14 protein-coding genes and 1 tRNA gene are annotated in these 16,698 nt (G+C 63.4%); 14 read left to right on the plus strand and 1 reads right to left on the minus strand.

All coding sequences use genetic code 11. From position 1 onward, the window contains the following. Positions 1 to 17 precede the first annotated feature (17 nt). A complete protein-coding gene (locus ACW171_RS10520; RefSeq protein ID WP_492093132.1) occupies positions 18 to 1,445 on the plus strand; it encodes an alpha,alpha-trehalose-phosphate synthase (UDP-forming) in 1,428 nt (475 codons plus the stop codon). 113 nt (positions 1,446 to 1,558) lie between these two features. Further along, positions 1,559 to 1,633, plus strand: a tRNA-Val gene (locus tag ACW171_RS10525). Between the two features lie 125 nt (positions 1,634 to 1,758). On the opposite strand, the gene galE is transcribed toward ACW171_RS10525, so the two are convergent. Then, a complete protein-coding gene (gene galE / locus ACW171_RS10530) occupies positions 1,759 to 2,748 on the minus strand; it encodes a UDP-glucose 4-epimerase GalE (RefSeq protein WP_492093133.1) in 990 nt (329 codons plus the stop codon). A 187-nt stretch (positions 2,749 to 2,935) separates the two neighbouring features. Between galE and ACW171_RS10535 the strand changes: the two genes are divergently transcribed. The 12 genes from ACW171_RS10535 (at position 2,936) to ACW171_RS10590 (ending at position 16,612) form a co-directional block, all read left to right on the plus strand. Then, positions 2,936 to 3,358, plus strand: a complete 423-nt coding sequence (locus ACW171_RS10535; protein WP_492093134.1) for a TadE/TadG family type IV pilus assembly protein — start codon at positions 2,936 to 2,938, stop codon at positions 3,356 to 3,358. A gap of 1 nt (position 3,359) precedes the next feature. Continuing rightward, positions 3,360 to 4,991, plus strand: a complete 1,632-nt coding sequence (locus ACW171_RS10540; RefSeq protein WP_492093135.1) for a TadG family pilus assembly protein — start codon at positions 3,360 to 3,362, stop codon at positions 4,989 to 4,991. Positions 4,992 to 5,028: 37 nt separating this feature from the next. Further along, a complete protein-coding gene (locus ACW171_RS10545; protein ID WP_492093136.1) occupies positions 5,029 to 5,832 on the plus strand; it encodes a tryptophan 2,3-dioxygenase in 804 nt (267 codons plus the stop codon). 79 nt (positions 5,833 to 5,911) lie between these two features. Next, positions 5,912 to 7,327 carry a glucuronate isomerase gene (gene uxaC, locus ACW171_RS10550; protein WP_492093137.1) on the plus strand — a complete coding sequence of 472 codons (1,416 nt, stop codon included), beginning with the start codon at positions 5,912 to 5,914 and terminating at the stop codon, positions 7,325 to 7,327. Next, on the plus strand, positions 7,324 to 8,790 hold the full coding sequence (locus ACW171_RS10555) for a mannitol dehydrogenase family protein (RefSeq protein ID WP_492093138.1): 1,467 nt from the start codon (positions 7,324 to 7,326) through the stop codon (positions 8,788 to 8,790). Before uxaC ends, ACW171_RS10555 begins: the two co-directional genes overlap by 4 nt. Positions 8,791 to 9,211: 421 nt before the next feature. Further along, positions 9,212 to 10,288, plus strand: a complete 1,077-nt coding sequence (gene gmd / locus ACW171_RS10560; RefSeq protein WP_492093139.1) for a GDP-mannose 4,6-dehydratase — start codon at positions 9,212 to 9,214, stop codon at positions 10,286 to 10,288. Then, on the plus strand, positions 10,278 to 11,042 hold the full coding sequence (locus ACW171_RS10565; protein ID WP_492093141.1) for a class I SAM-dependent methyltransferase: 765 nt from the start codon (positions 10,278 to 10,280) through the stop codon (positions 11,040 to 11,042). Before gmd ends, ACW171_RS10565 begins: the two co-directional genes overlap by 11 nt. Then, positions 11,039 to 11,995, plus strand: a complete 957-nt coding sequence (gene fcl, locus ACW171_RS10570; RefSeq protein ID WP_492093142.1) for a GDP-L-fucose synthase — start codon at positions 11,039 to 11,041, stop codon at positions 11,993 to 11,995. Before ACW171_RS10565 ends, fcl begins: the two co-directional genes overlap by 4 nt. Before the next feature lie 5 nt (positions 11,996 to 12,000). Beyond that, the gene (locus tag ACW171_RS10575; protein WP_492093144.1) at positions 12,001 to 13,308 is read left to right on the plus strand and encodes a hypothetical protein; all 1,308 of its coding nucleotides are present in this window, start codon (positions 12,001 to 12,003) and stop codon (positions 13,306 to 13,308) included. Then, positions 13,305 to 14,558: a lipopolysaccharide biosynthesis protein gene (locus ACW171_RS10580; protein WP_492093145.1), complete on the plus strand. Its 1,254-nt coding sequence runs from the start codon at positions 13,305 to 13,307 to the stop codon at positions 14,556 to 14,558. Before ACW171_RS10575 ends, ACW171_RS10580 begins: the two co-directional genes overlap by 4 nt. Positions 14,559 to 14,595: 37 nt before the next feature. Next, positions 14,596 to 15,525, plus strand: coding sequence for a glycosyltransferase family protein (locus ACW171_RS10585; RefSeq protein WP_492093146.1), 930 nt, complete (start codon positions 14,596 to 14,598; stop codon positions 15,523 to 15,525). Between the two features lie 4 nt (positions 15,526 to 15,529). Continuing rightward, on the plus strand, positions 15,530 to 16,612 hold the full coding sequence (locus tag ACW171_RS10590) for a glycosyltransferase family 4 protein (protein WP_492093147.1): 1,083 nt from the start codon (positions 15,530 to 15,532) through the stop codon (positions 16,610 to 16,612). The last annotated feature ends 86 nt before the right edge of the window (positions 16,613 to 16,698 follow it).

The raw sequence follows: 16,698 nt of genomic DNA on the forward strand, positions 1-16,698 counted from the left end.
CTTAACGTTGGAGCCGCATGTCTCGCCTCATCGTCGTATCCAACCGGGTCTCCGCCCCGGCCGATCCCGCCGCCGGTTCCGCCGGCGGCCTCGCCATGGCCCTCTCCGCAGCCCTGAGGAAATACGATGGCCTGTGGTTCGGCTGGTCGGGTGAAACCGTCGAGCAGTTCACCGGCGACCTGAAGATCGAGGATCGGGCCGGCGTCACCGTCGCCCTGGTCGATCTCGAGGGGCAGGACGTCGATGAATATTACAACGGCTACGCCAACAAGACGCTCTGGCCGTTGTTCCACCACCGCGTCGACCTGACCGCCTACGAGCGGTCGTATGGCGAGGGATACGAGCGGGTGAACCGTCGGTTCGCCGAGGTTCTGGCGCCGCTGATTGAGCCGGACGATGTCATCTGGATCCACGACTATCACCTGATCCCGATCGCCCGAGATCTGCGGCGGCTGGGGATCAAGAACCGGATCGGCTTCTTCCTGCACACGCCCTGGCCGGCGCGCCAGCTGCTCGTGACGCTTCCCCACCACCGGCGACTGGTTGAAAGCCTGTTCGCCTATGACCTGATCGGGTTCCAGACCCAGGAGTGGCTGGATCTGTTCCGCGACTATGTGATCTCGGAAGCGCGAGGCGAATTGGCCGGTTACGGCGGGCTGGAGGCCTTCGGCCGCCGTGTGCAGATCGGCACCTTCCCCATCGGCATCGATGTCGACGGCTTCATGCAAGCCCGCGACTCCCGCGAGGGAAACCGCACCTACGATCGCATGGCGGCGTCTTCGGCCTTCCGATCCATGATGGTCGGTGTCGATCGGCTCGACTACTCCAAGGGTTTGGAGGAGCGGATGGTCGGCTACGAACAGTTCCTCCAAGACAATATCGACATGCGTGGCGACGTCTTCCTGGTCCAGGTGACGCCCATCTCGCGCGACGACGTTGACACCTATCAGGACATTCGCGCCCGGCTCGATGCCTTGGCCGGTCGGATCAACGGCGAGTTCGCCGATATGGACTGGCAGCCGATCCGCTATCTGAACCGCTCGTACCGGCGCGATCAGCTGGCCGGCATCTATCGGGCGGCGCGGGTCGGTCTGGTGACCCCGCTTCGCGACGGCATGAACCTGGTCGCCAAGGAATATGTGGCCGCTCAGAACCCGGACGACCCCGGGGTGCTGATCCTGTCACGGTTTGCCGGCGCGGCCGAACAGATGGGCGAGGCCCTGTTGGTCAATCCATTCAGCCGCGAAGAGGTGGCCGAGGCCATCAAGCAGGCGTTGACCATGCCCAAGGCGGAGCGCATTCGTAAGTGGCAGGCCCTGATGCAGGTGGTCCGCGATACCGACGTCGGCATCTGGCGCGACAATTTCGTCGGCGCCCTGAACGCGGTGGAAATCGTCGGTGACGGCGATTCGCCCTTTCATCAGGGACGAGCAGACGCCGCCTGATCGGCGCCATGCGATTACCGACCGACGTTTGGGGATTTCACCCTTGCAGCGGCCGTAGAGGCTGGTTATAGACGCCTCCTTCCCGTTCCGGAGCCATCCGGAACCGTCTTGGCGGATGCGTAGCTCAGCGGGAGAGCACTTCGTTGACATCGAAGGGGTCACAGGTTCAATCCCTGTCGCGTCCACCATTCTCTCCCAAGACATTCAAAGCGTTGAAGTCACCGCCTCCGGGCGATGGATCACTCGCGCTGTGTCGCGACAGTGTCGCCTGTCGCTCGCCCAGCCGGTCCGAGCCCCTGAGACTGGCCGCTCGTCAGCCGCCCGATTGTTCCAGTTCGGCCGCGTGCCAGCGCCATGCGGAACGGACGATTTCGTCGAGACCGCGGGTGGGGTGCCAGCCCAACACCTCGCGAGCGCGGCTATTGTCCGCCACCAGACATGGAGCGTCGCCGGGCCTGCGCGCTACGATCTCGACCTCAAACGGCCTGTTGGTCGTGCGCCGGATCGCCTCGATCAACTCCTTCACGGTCGTGCCGGCGCCCGTGCCCAGGTTGAAGACGGTCGTCTCGCCGCCCTCGAGCAGATAGGTCAGCGCGCGCACATGGGCGTCCGCCAGATCCGCAACATGGATATAGTCGCGCACCGCCGTGCCGTCGCGGGTGTCGTAGTCGTCGCCGAACAGCTTGAAGCCCGTCCGCTGACCCAGGGCCGTCTGCAGCGCCAGCGGGATGGCGTGGGTCTCCGGCTCGTGCCGCTCCCCGATCCTGCCTTCCTCGTCGGCGCCGGCCGCGTTGAAGTAGCGCAGACAGACCGACCGGAACCCCGCATAAGTCGAATAGTCGGCCAGGGCCTGTTCGATCATCAGCTTTGACCGGCCATAGGGGTTGAGCGGTGCCTGTGGATGGGCTTCGTCCATCGGCAGACGCACGGGGTCGCCATAGGTGGCGCAGGTCGAGGAGAAGACCATGCGCTCTATGCCGCCGCGCCGGGCGGCCTCGATCAGACTGATCGTTCCGGCGACGTTGTTTTCATAGAACCGCCCCGGCTGGCGAACGGATTCGCCCACCTCGATCAGGGCCGCGAAATGCAGCAGGGCGATCGGCCTGTGGAGGGCAATCACCTCATCCAGCCGCGCGGCGTCGCGAATGTCTCCCTCCTCCAAGGGCCCCCACTGAACGAAGGCGGCATGGCCGTTCGAGAGGTTGTCATAGGCCACCGGCGTGAAACCCGCCTCGGCCAACGCCAGACAGACGTGAGACCCGACATAACCGGCCCCGCCGGCTACGAGCACAACATCGCTCATCGTCGCTCTCCCCAAGGCTCGATCCGTGATCAGCTGAGGCTCGTCACGCCTACAGCGAACGGTGGTTATGCTGCGCTAGCGAAAAGCACCAGTCCTTTCCACCATAAGGCCGCGAGGGTCGGCTGCTGCTCAAAGCCAGCATACAACCGTTCATTGTTTGAAGATGATTGTTCTCGATAATCATCTCATGATTCCTTGGTCAAAAGGAGTGGCTGCAGACCGACGGCGGGGCTCCGCCGCCGTTGAGTTCGCCCTCGTGGGCCCGCTTATGATCCTGATGCTGGTCGGTATGGTCGTCTACGGCGGCTGGATGTGGCTCGCTCAAAGCGTGCAGACCCTGGCGACCGAAAGCGCTCGGGCGGCCATCGGGGGACTGGATGAGGCCGAGCGGATCAGCCTCGCCAACGCCTTCGTAGACGCCGAGGCGCAGGGCGGCGCAGGGCTGGCGCGTGATCGGCTGACGGTCGAGGTCGAAAGCGACGCCCAGGCGATCCGCGTCTACGTCACCTTCGACGCCCACGATCATCCGATGATGATGATGGCCGGTCTTGTGCCCTCCCCGCCCTCGGTCATCCGACGGACGGCCATCGTGCGGACCGGCGGGTATTGAAATGCCCAGGCACCGCCTCATCACGGATGAGCGAGGCGGCATCGCCATCATGGCCGCCGCAGCCGGCGGCCTGTTCTGCGTTCTCGCGGCCATCGTGGTCGATGTCGGTTCGCTGGCGCTGGATGGGCGGACGTTGCAGGGGGCGGCCGATCTCGCCGCCCTGTCCGCCGCCCGCGATCTGCAACGAGCGCAACTGGCCGCCGAAGCCACCGCCGAGGCCAATCTCCGCGACGTCGCCACAGAGGTCGTCACCGGCCTCTATGTCGCCGACCCTGCGGTCGCGCCGCATCAGCGGTTCGCCCCCGTCGCCGAGGGCCCGAACGCGGCACGGGTGACCCTGTCGCGGGCCTCACCCCTGGTCTTCGGTCGCTGGATTCTGGGGCGAGACTCGATCCTTCAGACCCGCACGGCGACGGCGGCGACGGCGGTCGATCCGCCGCGCGCCATGTTCTCGATCGGCTCGCGACTGGCCTCTCTGGACGGAGGCGTGGCCAACGCCCTGCTTAGCGGACTGACAGGGTCAACGGTCTCGCTCAGCGTGTTGGACTACGACCGGCTGGCCGACGCCGAGGTCAATCTGCTCGGCTTCTCCAATGCGCTGGCGACGGAACTGGACGTCGAGGCCGGAGACTATAACTCACTTCTCGCTCACGACGTGGATGCGGGTCGGGCGCTGCGGGTGCTCAAGGATCTGGCGGGGGACCAGGCGGATTCCACCCTGTCCAAGCTGACGGGTGCCGCCGCCGCCGTCACCTTCAAGGTCGGCGACCTGATCGGCGCGGAGGCGGACGCAGGCGGTGGTCTGGCGACCGGTCTGGACGCCTCGGTCTCGGTTCTGGACCTGGTCATGGCCATGCTGGAGACGGGGGGCGCGCGTCAGGTCGCGCTGGACCTGGGAGCCAAGACCGGGATCGCCGCACTCGACGTGTCGCTGGCCATCGGCGAGCGGCCCAACAACGCGCCCTGGCTGACTGTGACGGGGACTGGCGCCCCCATAATCCGCACGGCCCAGGCCCGGCTCTACATAAAGGTTCGCACGGCTCAGACGCTTTCGGGCCTGGCCCAGGTCCGTCTGCCGATCCTGATTGAACTGGCGGCCTCGGAGGCGAGGCTGAACGCCATCGACTGCGACCCCGACGGGGTCGAGCTCGGCGTTCGTCCCGGCCTGGCCTCCGCGAAGATCGGCGAGATCGACGAAGGAAAGCTCGACGACTTCAAGCAGGCCCTCACGCCGACGCCCGCGACCCTGCTGTCCGTCCTCGGCCTCGTCCGACTGACCGGAAAAGCCGATGTCGAGATCGCCGACACGGGCTTCCAGTCCGTCCGGTTCAGCGCCGCCGACATCTCGGACCAGAGTATCAAGACCGTGACCTCCACCAGCCTCGCCTCCGGCCTGATCACCACATTGATCCAGAGACTGGATGTGACGGTCCATGTCCTGGGTCTAGGCCTCGGCCTGGGCGGGATCGTCCAGGCCTTGGGCGTCCTGCTGACCCCGCTCGGCCCGGTGCTGGACGCTACGATCAATCCGCTGCTCGACATGCTGGGCCTGCGCCTCGGTCAGGCGGACGTACGCGTGCACGGCCTGTCCTGCCCCGATGCCGACCGGTCGCGACCCGTTCTGGTCGGCTGACCTTGAGGCCGTCGGTGAAGCGGCCGATACATCCCGCATGACCGACACGCCCGCCGCCGACATGACCTATGCCCGCTATCTGGATCTGGACCGGCTGCTGGCCGCCCAGAGCCCGGTCACGGATCAGCACGACGAGATGCTGTTCGTCATCATCCACCAGACCAAGGAGCTTTGGCTCAAGCAGATCCTGCACGAGGTCGCCCTGGCCCAGTCGCTGGTCCGCGCCGGCGATCTGGTGCCCGCCTACAAGAGCCTGGCGCGGGTCAGCCGCATCCAGTCGGTGATGACCCAGAGCTGGGACATCCTGGCCACCATGACGCCCGCCGACTACCTGCACTTCCGGGGCGGGCTCGGTTCCTCGTCCGGCTTCCAGAGCGACCAGTTCCGCCGGTTCGAGACCATGCTGGGCCTAAAGGATCCGAAGTTCCTGTCGTTCCAGGAGGACCGCCCGGCCGCGCACGCCGCCCTGTCCGAAGCCCTGGCCGCTCCGAGCCTTTACGACGACGCCCTCCGGCAGATGTCGAAGGCCGGCCTGCCCATCCCGGCCGAGGTCCTGAACCGCGACGTCAGCCGGCCCTATGAGCCGTCCGAGGCCGTCGAGGCGGCCTGGCTGGCGGTCTATCGCGACACCGAGCGCTGGTGGCCCTTCTATCAACTGGCCGAGAAACTGGTCGATCTGGACGACGCCCTCCTGACCTGGCGCCACAAACATGTGGTGACGGTGGAGCGGATCATCGGGCGCCGCCGCGGCACGGGCGGCACCGACGGCGTCGGCTATCTGTCCTCGACGCTCGAGCGCCGCTGTTTCCCCGAGCTCTGGTCGCTGCGAACCAAGCTGTGAGGCCTTGCCGCTGGACGGCGCGCCCCCCCGCCCGCTATGTCCACATACTGACACCGGTTACCAGATCCGCGAGTTTCGCATGACCCAGCCGCTTCGCTTTCACCCCGATCGCCTGTTCCCCGCCGATCCCGAGACGCGCGCGGTCGCCCGGCGCCTGTATGCGGAGATCAAGGACCTCCCGATCGTCAGCCCGCACGGCCACACCGACCCCTCTTGGTTCGCGCAGAACCAGAACTGGGCCAACCCCGCCGAGCTCCTGATCACGCCGGACCACTATGTCTTCCGCATGCTGTTCAGCCAGGGCGTGGCGCTGGAGGACCTCGGCGTCCCCCGCGCCGACGGCGGGCCGGTCGAGACCGACCCCCGCAAGATCTGGCGTCTGTTCGCCGAGCGCTATCACCTGTTCCGGGGCACACCGTCGCGCATGTGGCACGACTGGGTCTATTCGGAAGTCTTCGGCATCGACGTCCGCCTGACGGCCGAGACCGCCGACCACTACTACGACATCATCGACGCGGCCCTGAAGACCGAGGCCTTCAAGCCCCGCGCCCTGTTCGAGCGCTACAATATCGAGGTCATCGCCACGACCGAGAGTCCGCTCGATCCGCTCGAGCATCACGCCGAAATCAAGGCCTCGGGCTGGTCGGGCAAGGTGGTCACCGCCTACCGGCCGGACCCGGTTCTGGATCCGGACTTCGAGGGCTTCCACGACAACCTCGTCCAGTTCGGCGCGATCACCGGCGAGGACGTCTCGACCTGGGAAGGCTACCTCGCCGCCCACCGCAAGCGTCGCGCCTATTTCGCCTCCTACGGCGCGACCTCGACCGACCACGGCCATCCGACCGCCTTCACCGCCAACCTAAATCAGGCGGACGCCGTCGCCCTCTATCAGAAGGTCGCCACCGGCCCGGTCTCGGCCAAGGAAGCCGAACTGTTCCGGGGCCAGATGCTGACCGAGATGGCCCGCATGAGCCTCGACGACGGCCTGACCATGCAGATCCACCCTGGCTCGTCGCGCAATCACAACGAGGTCGTCTTCCAGAAATTCGGTCGCGACAAGGGCGCCGACATCCCGACCCAGACCAACTATGTCGCCGACCTGAAGCCGCTGCTGGACGCCTTCGGCTCCGAGCCGTCGCTGACCATCATCCTCTTCACCCTGGACGAGACCAGCTACAGCCGCGAACTGGCCCCGCTGGCCGGCCACTATCCGGCGCTGAAGCTGGGTCCGCCCTGGTGGTTCCACGACAGCCCCGAGGGCATGCGCCGCTTCCGCGAGCAGGCGACCGAGACGGCGGGGTTCTACAACACCGTCGGCTTCAACGACGACACCCGCGCCTTCCTGTCGATTCCGGCCCGCCACGACGTCGCCCGCCGTATGGACTGCGGCTGGCTGGCCAAGCTGGTCGTCGAGCACCGGATGGAAGAGGACGAGGCCCACGAGCTGGCCCACGCCCTGACCTATGATCTGGTCAAGGCGGCCTACAAGCTGTGACGCGCCTCTCCGACGCGACTCTCGCCGATCTCCCGGCCGAGGTCGAACGCCCCGGCTATGATCGCGACGCGGTGAAGACCGGCGTCGTCCAACTCGGCATCGGCGCCTTTCACCGGGCGCACCAGGCGGTGGTGTTCGACGACGCCCTGCGCGCCGGCGACCTGCGCTGGGGTGTTCTCGGGGTGTCCTTGCGTTCACCCGGCGTCCGCGATCAGTTGAACCCTCAGGACGGCCTCTACAGCGTCGTCGTCCGCGATGGCGTCGATGACCACACCCGCATCATCGGCGCGGTCCAGGGCGTACTCGTCGCTCCGGAAGACCCCGCCGCCGTCGTCGCGGCCATGGCCTCGCCCGACGTGCATCTCGTCACCCTGACCGTTACCGAGAAGGGCTACCGCCTCGACCCGGCCTCGGGCGGTCTCCTGACCGGCGACCCTGACGTCGCCGCCGATCTCGCCGACCTGTCGAAACCCCGCACGGCACCCGGTTTTCTCGTCGCCGCCCTCGCCGAGCGTCGCCGCCAAAGCCTCGCGCCCTTCACGGTCGTTTCCTGCGACAACCTCCCGCACAACGGCGCCCGCGTGCGTTCTGCCGTGCTGGCGATGGCCGAGGCTCACGACCCGGCTCTGGCGGCATGGATCGCCGCCCGGGGCGCCTTCCCCCAGACCATGGTCGACCGCATCGTCCCGGCCACGACGCCCAAGGACATCGACGCGCAAGCCGCCACTCTGGGCGTCCGCGACGAGGGCATGGTCAAGACCGAACCCTTCACCCAGTGGGTGGTCGAAGACATTTTCGCCGGCCCTCGCCCGGACTTCGCGGCCCTAGGCGTCCAGCTGACCGCCGAGGTCGCCCCCTGGGAAGACGCCAAGCTGCGCCTCCTGAACGGTGCCCATTCCTCAATCGCCTATCTGGGCGGTCTTGCGGGCCACGCCTTCGTGCACGAGGTCGTCGCCATCCCGGCCTTCAAGGCCTTCGTCGAGCGGCTGTGGGACGAGGCCGAGGCCACGCTGAACCCGCCCCCCGGCCTCGACATTCCGGCCTACCGCGCCGACCTGATGGCCCGGTTCTCGAACCCCTCGCTGCAGCACCGCACGCGCCAAATCGCGATGGACGGCTCCCAGAAGCTGCCCCAGCGCCTGCTCGCATCCATCGCCGCCCGCCTCGACGCGGGTCAGTCCATCGATGCCCTGGCTCTCGGCGTCGCCGGCTGGATCAAATGGCAGGGCGGCGTCACCGAGACCGGCGAAACCTTCACGGTCGACGACCCCATGGCGGTCCGGATCGCCGAGGTGCTGTCAGGCGCATCGACCGCCGAGGCCCGCGTCCGCGCGGTGTCCGCCCTGTCCGAAATCGTCTCGCCCCGCCTGGCGGCCGATCCGCGCTTCATCGACACGGTCGCGCGTCACCTTGAAGGCGTCACGACGGACGGTGTCTCTGCACACCTGAACCGTCAGGCCTGACGAACGCCCCGTCGACGACGACGCCCGAAGATATCTGGACGAAGCGGGGCGCCCGGAAAGATTGGAACGTCCGACCCTCAGATTCGTAGTCTAGGATAAAATTTCCTAAGATCAGTGACTTGGTAGAAATCGCGCTGTAACGATTTTGGACCGGACTGAGCTCAGACCGTGAGGGGTTCTGGCGGTCACGCCGGCGACAGTCAGCGCCTCGCTATCAGAGGCTGCCACTACGGATATCCAACACCATAACCTACCTTGCGACAACATTCGGGCTGCAAGGGCCGTCGCAGGTCGCGCGTGGCATTCTGGCCAGTTCACCCAACTTTGTTAGGTGCGTCGCAGCAATTCGTGATGTTCGTCCCATCGCACATTGTTATAGCAGACATATCAGCCCCAGGTTGGGCTGAAGTCGGGGGACTTCATGGCGGACGAAGGCAAGGGCAAGGTTGCGCTCATCACCGGTGTGACGGGCCAGGATGGCGCCTATCTCGCCGACCTGCTGCTGGAAAAAGGCTACACCGTCCACGGCGTGAAGCGACGGTCGTCGTCGTTCAACACCGGCCGGATCGACCACATCTATCAAGACCCGCACGAGGAAAACCCGCGCTTCATCCTGCACTATGGCGATCTGACCGACTCGACCAATCTGATCCGGATCATCCAGGAAACCCAGCCGGACGAGATCTACAACCTTGCCGCCATGAGCCACGTCCAGGTTTCGTTTGCCACGCCGGAGTACACGGCCAACGCCGACGGCATCGGCACCCTGCGCATCCTGGAGGCGATCCGCATTCTGGGCCTGGAGAAGAAAACCCGCTTCTACCAGGCCTCGACGTCCGAGCTGTACGGCAAGGTGCAGGAAGTGCCGCAGTCGGAGACCACGCCCTTCTATCCGCGCAGCCCCTACGCCGTGGCCAAGATCTACGGCTACTGGATCGTGGTGAACTACCGCGAGGCCTATGGTATCCACGCCTCGAACGGCATTCTGTTCAACCACGAGAGCCCGCTGCGAGGCGAAACCTTCGTCACCCGCAAGATCACGCGCGCCGCCGCCGCCATCAAGCTGGGGTTCCAGGACAAGCTGTTCCTCGGCAACATCGACGCCAAGCGCGACTGGGGTCACGCCCGCGAATATGTGCGCGGCATGTGGCTGATGCTGCAGCAGGACGAGCCGGACGACTATGTTCTGGCCACCGGCGAGACGACGGTCATCCGCGACTTCGTTACCCACGCCTTCACCCAGATCGGCGTCACTCTTTGCTGGGAAGGCGAAGGCGTCGACGAGAAGGGCATCTGCGCCGAGACCGGCCGCGTCTATGTCGAGATCGACCCCCGCTATTTCCGTCCGACCGAGGTCGACCTGCTGATCGGCGATCCGACCAAGGCCAGGTCGAAGCTGGGCTGGACCCACGAAACCAAATGGCAGGCCCTCTGCGAAGAAATGGTCGCCGCCGATCTGGTCGCGGTGGCGCGGGAGCAACGCGGCAATGGCGAGTGAGACAACGAAATATTCGAAGGTCGATTTAAATCTGGCTCGGCGGACACCGGAACGATTGATCGGTGGGTTCACCCGGCGAGACTCGACCCACTTTCTGTACTCGCTAATCCATTCCGTTCTCCAACCGAGTGATCACGTTCTAGATCTCGGAGCGGGCCGGGGCGCCCAGGCGGAAACGCAGTGGCGCTACAAGCGTGACCTGGTGACCTTAAAAGGCAAAGTCACGCGCGTGGTGGGAATCGATGTTGATCCAGCCGTCCTCGACAATCCGCTGCTTGACGAAGCTCACGTTTTCGAGCCCGGCAAGCCAATGCCATTCGCCACGGGTGAGTTTGACCTGATCTTCAGCGACTGGGTGCTGGAGCATGTGGACGATCCCGCATCGTTCGCCGCCGAAGTGGAGCGGGTCTTGAAACCAGGCGGATGGTTTTTCGCGCGGACTCCCAACCGTTTCGGGCTCATCGCCATCGGGGCGACCATTGTTCCCAATCGCCTTCATCAGACAGTTTTGCGACGGCTCCAGCCTGATCGGGAGGCTCAGGACGTTTTCCCAACTCGCTACCGCATGAACACGCGGAATGCCGCGTTTAGGTGGTTTCCTCAGGATCGCTGGGACAACCACTCCACGACCATAGACAACGAGATGATGTACTTTGCGCGATACCCTGTCGTGTTCGAGATTGTGGAACGGCTGAGCAGGCTCTTACCTTCCCTTCTGCGCCCCATCCTCATCGTCGCAGCGCGCAAGCGATGACAGCCCCCTTAATTTTCCCCCTGGCGGGCAAGCGCGTCTGGGTCGCTGGCCATCGCGGCATGGTCGGCTCGGCCATCGTGCGCCGCCTGGCCTCCGAGGACTGCGAGATCGTCACTGCCTCCCGCGCCGAGGTCGATCTCAAGGATCCGGCCGCGGTCCTGGCCTTCGTCGGCGATCTCAAGCCGGACGCCATTTTCATGGCAGCGGCCAAGGTTGGCGGGATACTGGCCAACGACACCTATCCGGCGGACTTCCTCTACGACAACCTGATGATCGCCGCGAACGTCACCGAGGCGGCCTACCGGCACGGCGTGGGCAAGATGCTGTTCCTCGGCTCCAGCTGCATCTACCCCAAGCTGGCGCCCCAGCCGATCCCGGAAGACGCTCTGCTGACCGGCCCGCTGGAGCCGACCAACGAATGGTATGCGATCGCCAAGATCGCCGGCATCAAACTGGCCCAGGCCTATAGGAAGCAGCACGGCTGCGACTTCATCAGCGCCATGCCGACCAACCTCTATGGCCCTGGCGACAACTTCGACCTGAACTCCAGCCACGTCCTGCCGGCCCTGATCCGCAAGGCGCATGAAGCCAAGGTCGCCGGGGCCGATCACATCACCATCTGGGGCACGGGCACGCCGCGACGAGAGTTCCTGCACGCCGACGATTGCGCCGATGCCTGTGTCTTCCTGATGCAGCGCTATTCGGATTTCGAGCACGTCAACATCGGCTCGGGCGAGGACATCGCCATCCTCGACCTGGCGAAGCTGGTCTGTGACGTCGTCGGCTTCGATGGCGAGATCCGCACGGACCCCACCAAGCCGGACGGGACGATGCGAAAGCTGATGAGCGGGGAGAAGTTGAAGGCGATGGGGTGGGTGGCGAAGGTCGGGCTCCGGGACGGGATTGGGCAGACGTACAGAAAATGGCCAACTGTCTCTAAGTCGACGGGATAGCTTCCATGGCTACGCTAACAATCTTCATCATTGTCGCGCTCGAAGCCGCGATGTTATCGCTCATGTTCCGGCGCATCGACTTTCTTCCCGCGCCTCATGGCATCATGATATATATCTTAGGCGCTCAGATTTCTCTTTACGCGGTGTATACGGGCTCAGCCAATTATTCTATGTCTAACTTATACTCTAGAGGCATTGAACTAGAATCGTATTATATGACGCTGCTTGTAACGGCGCTGATGTTCTTGTGTTATTTCTCTATATCTTTGGTTGCGTCACGTAAACAATCGCCATTCGGGGCAACGATAGGTTCCGTCAAATTTATCACATTAAATGCCAAACTAACGTTAGTACTGTCGTTTGTTTTGACGTTTATTGCATTTTTACATTTCATATCTATCGATAAAGGGCTTTTAAAAAGTAATAATGTTTATTTGTACTTGAATTCACCCGCTGCGCTTACGTTAGACGGCGCCATTTTTACGGTTATACAGCAATCTAGGCATCTTATAGGTATATTTTCATGGACTTTGATGTCCTATTTGGTCGTCAAGTCGAGACTTCGTCCAATAGCTCTGATTGCGTCCGTTCCAGCAGCCTGGCTTCTTTTATTTGAGCTGGCATCTCACTCTCGCGGGGCTGCTTTGTATTTGGGCGTTTTTGCATTCGGGGTGTGGGTGTTTGGTGGCCGGAGAGGGTTGGCTCTCGCCAGTGTTTCGGCGATGGCTGCTGCCGTAACACTTATCTCTATGCTCAACGGACGTGGGCTCGGGCACCACGGGTTGAACAGCCTACCTGACTTTTTCCGTAATGCATTTACCGGCGGCGGAGGACGACCCTACGAGCCTCTACTCAATGTTTTTGAGGGCGTATTCACGCTATCAGCCGCATTCTCAAGAGATGTAGCATACTCGTTTTCATATATGTTTCTTTCTTTTTCACCTCTACCAAGTGCGATCGACGGGTTTGACCAGATCCGTCGGTCATCCGAGTATCGACTTCACAAGTACGTGCCAGCATCAGCGTTATTCGAGCTTGTTCATTTTGGACTTCCTGCTGTGATGACGTTTTTCTCTGTCCAGCTCGGCGCACTTTATGTATCGATAAAGAGTAATCTATATAACCGGGGCCCACTATCTGTCTTAATGAACTCCATTTTGCTCATGGCTATGTATGTTCAATTCACATATCCGGTAAGAAATGTTTTCAGGGCGATATTGCTTGTTTTGATTGCGTCTTTTGTTATATATGTTGTTGAGATCTCTAGAAGAAATCGTCAAGCTGGCGTTAAGACTATAGAAGTTCGTGCGTGATCAGACCGGTAGCATCTATCAGGCGCGCGCCTTTAGGTCGCGCTAGCTTTGCTTTTGCGCTGGACACTATCTTTCAGGTTCTTGTTAGCTTTTTGCTGCTCGCTTCCGCAGCCAATTTATTGACGCTTCAGCAGTTTGGAGCGTTTGCGTTCGTCACGGCGATCGCCGGCGTTCAGCAACCCGTCGTGGCTTTCGGCACCCAGTCAATCATGTATGGCCGTGCCGCTAGCCAGCCGCAGCGTCGACCATTCCTGGCCTGGTCGGCGGTCATGGTGACGGTCGCTGTGAGTGCTGTCGTCTTTCTGCTCACCCTTGGTGCGCTCTCGATCTTGAATCAGCACCAAGCTTGGCTCTACGCCCTAGCGGGCCTTCGGGTTCTGGGTGCCGCCGCCCTGCCCATGACCTCTGACGCACAAGCCCGCCACGCCCCTCAGGAGTACATTGGTCTGCGCGCTATGACGGCCGTCTTGGCAGTCGTCGCCATTGGTGCGGCATGGGTAATGCAAGCACCAGTCGAAGTTTTTGCGGCCATCTATGGACTTGAGCCCCTGCTGTACGGAGTTCTTCTAACGATTGGTGCCGCGCAAAGGCGGCGCCTCTTCCGCCCGCTTCGCCCGCGTTATCGCGCCCTACTTGCCAAGGCCTCACCTATCGCGTTTCAGAGCGTCATGATCGCCGTCTACTACCGGTTCGATCAAATCTATATTCAGTTCCGTTTCGGAGAGGCTGCCCTTGCGCTCTATGCGGCGCCGGCCCGGCTAGCCGAGGTCGGCAATATGGTCTTTGGCGTCTTGGTGCTGGTCGTCGCACCGTGGCTGATCAGGGATATGAAGGCCGGGGCCGGGTTTTCGCCGGCCGTCTTGGCCTCGCTTGTCCTCGTCACCACGCTGACGCTCGCGGCGAGCGGACTGTCGCTTCTGATCGGGGGATGGACGCTCGGCCTGCTCTTTGGTCCCGACTTCAACTCCCAGGCCGATGTGCTTGCCGTGTACGTCCTGTCGACCGCTTCGGTCGCCTATGGATTGCTCGCATCTCGCGCCTTGGCGTCCAAGGGCATCACGGGCGTCATGGCTATTGCCGGACTTGTTGGAGCCGCGGTGAACGTGGCGGCTGTCGTCTGGCTCAGCGAACATTTCGGCCCGATCGGTGCGGCTTGGGGCACTGTGGTCGCCTACTCAGCCTCGGCCGTTGTTCTTTGGCGCCGGCTCCTCAAGCCGGCTCCGGCGTCGAAGCACTCGCTGACGGCATGATGCTGGACCGCATGGCAGCTTATCAAGGATGATCTCCATGACCACCCCCATCGCCGTGTTCGCCTATCGCCGGCCAGGTCATCTGCGGGCGGCGCTGACGGCTCTCACCGCCTGTCCTGAATTCGAGGCCTCTCCGGTCTTCATCTTCATCGATGGTCCGAAGTCGTCGGCGGTGGCCGAAGCCGTCGAAGAGACGGCCGCCGTGGCCGCCACCTTCGCGGCACCCAATGTCACCGTCGTGCGTCAAGCCGCCAATCGGGGGCTGGCCACCTCGATCATCACTGAGGTGACCGCCCTGTGTGAGCGGTTCGGCCGCGTGATCGTCATTGAGGACGACCTGGTCGTTCACCCCACCACGCTGACCTGGCTCAATCAGGGCCTCGACGCCTATGCGGACGACCCCCGCGTCATGCAGATCAGCTCCTATCAGTACCGGGTCCCGGAGTTCGAGGGGCGGGCTGAGGGGAGCTTTCAACGCTTCGCCACGACCTGGGGCTGGGCGACCTGGAAGCGGGCGTGGGACCGTTTCGATCCCCTGGCCGCCGGATGGGAAGCGGTGGCTGTGCCGGGCCCCGCCAGAACCGCCTTCGACGCGGGGGGCGTCTACCCCTTCTCCGACATGCTGGTCCGACAGATGAACGGGCAACTGGACAGTTGGGGCATCCGCTGGTCGTGGTCGGTGCATCGCTCTGGCGGGCTGACCTTGATGCCACCAATGACCCTGGTCAGGAACGACGGCTTCGTAGACGGGGCGACCCACAACTCGATCGGATGGCTGAAGGCCTATGTCGCCGGCGCAACCCCGCGGGACTGGACTGGCGTCGTCGCCCCGGGAGTCCCGAATGCAGCCGAGGTCGACGGAGCCGATGAGGCGGCCTTCAGGCGGGGGCTGTTGCGAACCCATGCGAGACGCAATGCTCGGATAAAGGCCGGGCTTGTGCGCCTTGGCTTCAATCGTTTCCGATAGTCCTATGGTCGCCGCGCACATCGTCGCCGTCGTTCAACTGCCTCCGCCGGTGACGGGTTTGTCCGCTGTCAACGAACAGATGGTGGCTCGACTGGACGACGTAGGAAAGCTCAAGACGGTGGTGAACGTCGCCCCCCCGGTCGGGGCGCGGGGTATCCGCAAACATCTGGCGCGACTGGGCCTCACAGCCAGGGCGGCGCTGGTGTTGATCCGTTCGAGAGGCGAGGGGGCAAGCACGCTCTATATGCCCAGCGACGGCGGCGCCGGGATGATCTGGAACATTCTCGTGCTCGTGGTCGCCCGCACCCTCGGCTACCGCCTGTGGATGCATCACCACAGCTTTGCCTACATCAACCGGAAATCGAGGTTGATGGACCTGCAGCTTCGGTTGGCCCCGTTGGACACGCGCCATATCGCCCTGTGCCAGACGATGCTTGACCAGTTGGAAGCTCGTTACCCGTCCGCCTGGTCGCGGCGCCGTCACGCAGGGATGGTGCTCAGCAATGCATTCATGACGGAGCCGGTTTCAAACCCCACGGCGCGCCAAGGCCGTCTAACCATCGGCCATCTGGCCAATCTTACGGCGGAGAAGGGGGCCGTCCGATTCGTTGAACTGTTTCGCGCTGCGAGGGCGCATGGGCTGGATATTCAGGCGCGCATCGCGGGGCCGATCGGCGATCTGGAAACGCGTCATGCAATCGAAGCCGCCGTTGGCGAGTACGGAGGCAGATTTCAGTGGGTGGGGGCGGTTTACGGAGCGGAAAAGACACGTTTCTACCAGTCGATCGACGCGTTCGTCTTCGCTACGGACTATCAAAACGAAGCCCAGCCTCTAGTCTTGCTTGAGGCCCTTGCCGAGGGAGCGGCGGTCTTGGCGACCGAACGGGGGTGCATAGCTTGCGATCACGTTAGCTCGCCTGGGCTTGTCGCCCCTTTGGCCGATTTTCAGGACGTGGCGCTGGTCTGGTTGCGCACACACTCTGGCACCGATAGCCGACTTGACCTTACGTGCGCTGCTGCCGCAGCCTTGCGCTTGGCTCGCGAACAAGCAAGGCACCAGCTGACTAAGGTTGAAGCGCTCATTTAGGTCGCTTGGCGCCTCAGTTGCCCGGCGATCATGAATCGGTCCAACGACGACTCCGCCCCATCGGCCAGCATGCTCCGCGCTTTAGC

This window comes from Brevundimonas sp. FV1ye28, assembly GCF_058681135.1.

What these genes read in the sequence shown, in the direction of transcription:
- galE (WP_492093133.1), bottom strand. Translation starts at nt 2,748, where the DNA reads ATGAGCGATGTTGTGCTCGTAGCCGGCGGGGCCGGTTATGTCGGGTCT.
- ACW171_RS10585 (WP_492093146.1), top strand. Translation starts at nt 14,596, where the DNA reads ATGACCACCCCCATCGCCGTGTTCGCCTATCGCCGGCCAGGTCATCTG.
- gmd (WP_492093139.1), top strand. Translation starts at nt 9,212, where the DNA reads ATGGCGGACGAAGGCAAGGGCAAGGTTGCGCTCATCACCGGTGTGACG.
- ACW171_RS10545 (WP_492093136.1), top strand. Translation starts at nt 5,029, where the DNA reads ATGACCGACACGCCCGCCGCCGACATGACCTATGCCCGCTATCTGGAT.
- ACW171_RS10590 (WP_492093147.1), top strand. Translation starts at nt 15,530, where the DNA reads ATGGTCGCCGCGCACATCGTCGCCGTCGTTCAACTGCCTCCGCCGGTG.
- uxaC (WP_492093137.1), top strand. Translation starts at nt 5,912, where the DNA reads ATGACCCAGCCGCTTCGCTTTCACCCCGATCGCCTGTTCCCCGCCGAT.
- ACW171_RS10575 (WP_492093144.1), top strand. Translation starts at nt 12,001, where the DNA reads ATGGCTACGCTAACAATCTTCATCATTGTCGCGCTCGAAGCCGCGATG.
- ACW171_RS10565 (WP_492093141.1), top strand. Translation starts at nt 10,278, where the DNA reads ATGGCGAGTGAGACAACGAAATATTCGAAGGTCGATTTAAATCTGGCT.
- ACW171_RS10520 (WP_492093132.1), top strand. Translation starts at nt 18, where the DNA reads ATGTCTCGCCTCATCGTCGTATCCAACCGGGTCTCCGCCCCGGCCGAT.
- ACW171_RS10540 (WP_492093135.1), top strand. Translation starts at nt 3,360, where the DNA reads ATGCCCAGGCACCGCCTCATCACGGATGAGCGAGGCGGCATCGCCATC.
- fcl (WP_492093142.1), top strand. Translation starts at nt 11,039, where the DNA reads ATGACAGCCCCCTTAATTTTCCCCCTGGCGGGCAAGCGCGTCTGGGTC.
- ACW171_RS10535 (WP_492093134.1), top strand. Translation starts at nt 2,936, where the DNA reads ATGATTCCTTGGTCAAAAGGAGTGGCTGCAGACCGACGGCGGGGCTCC.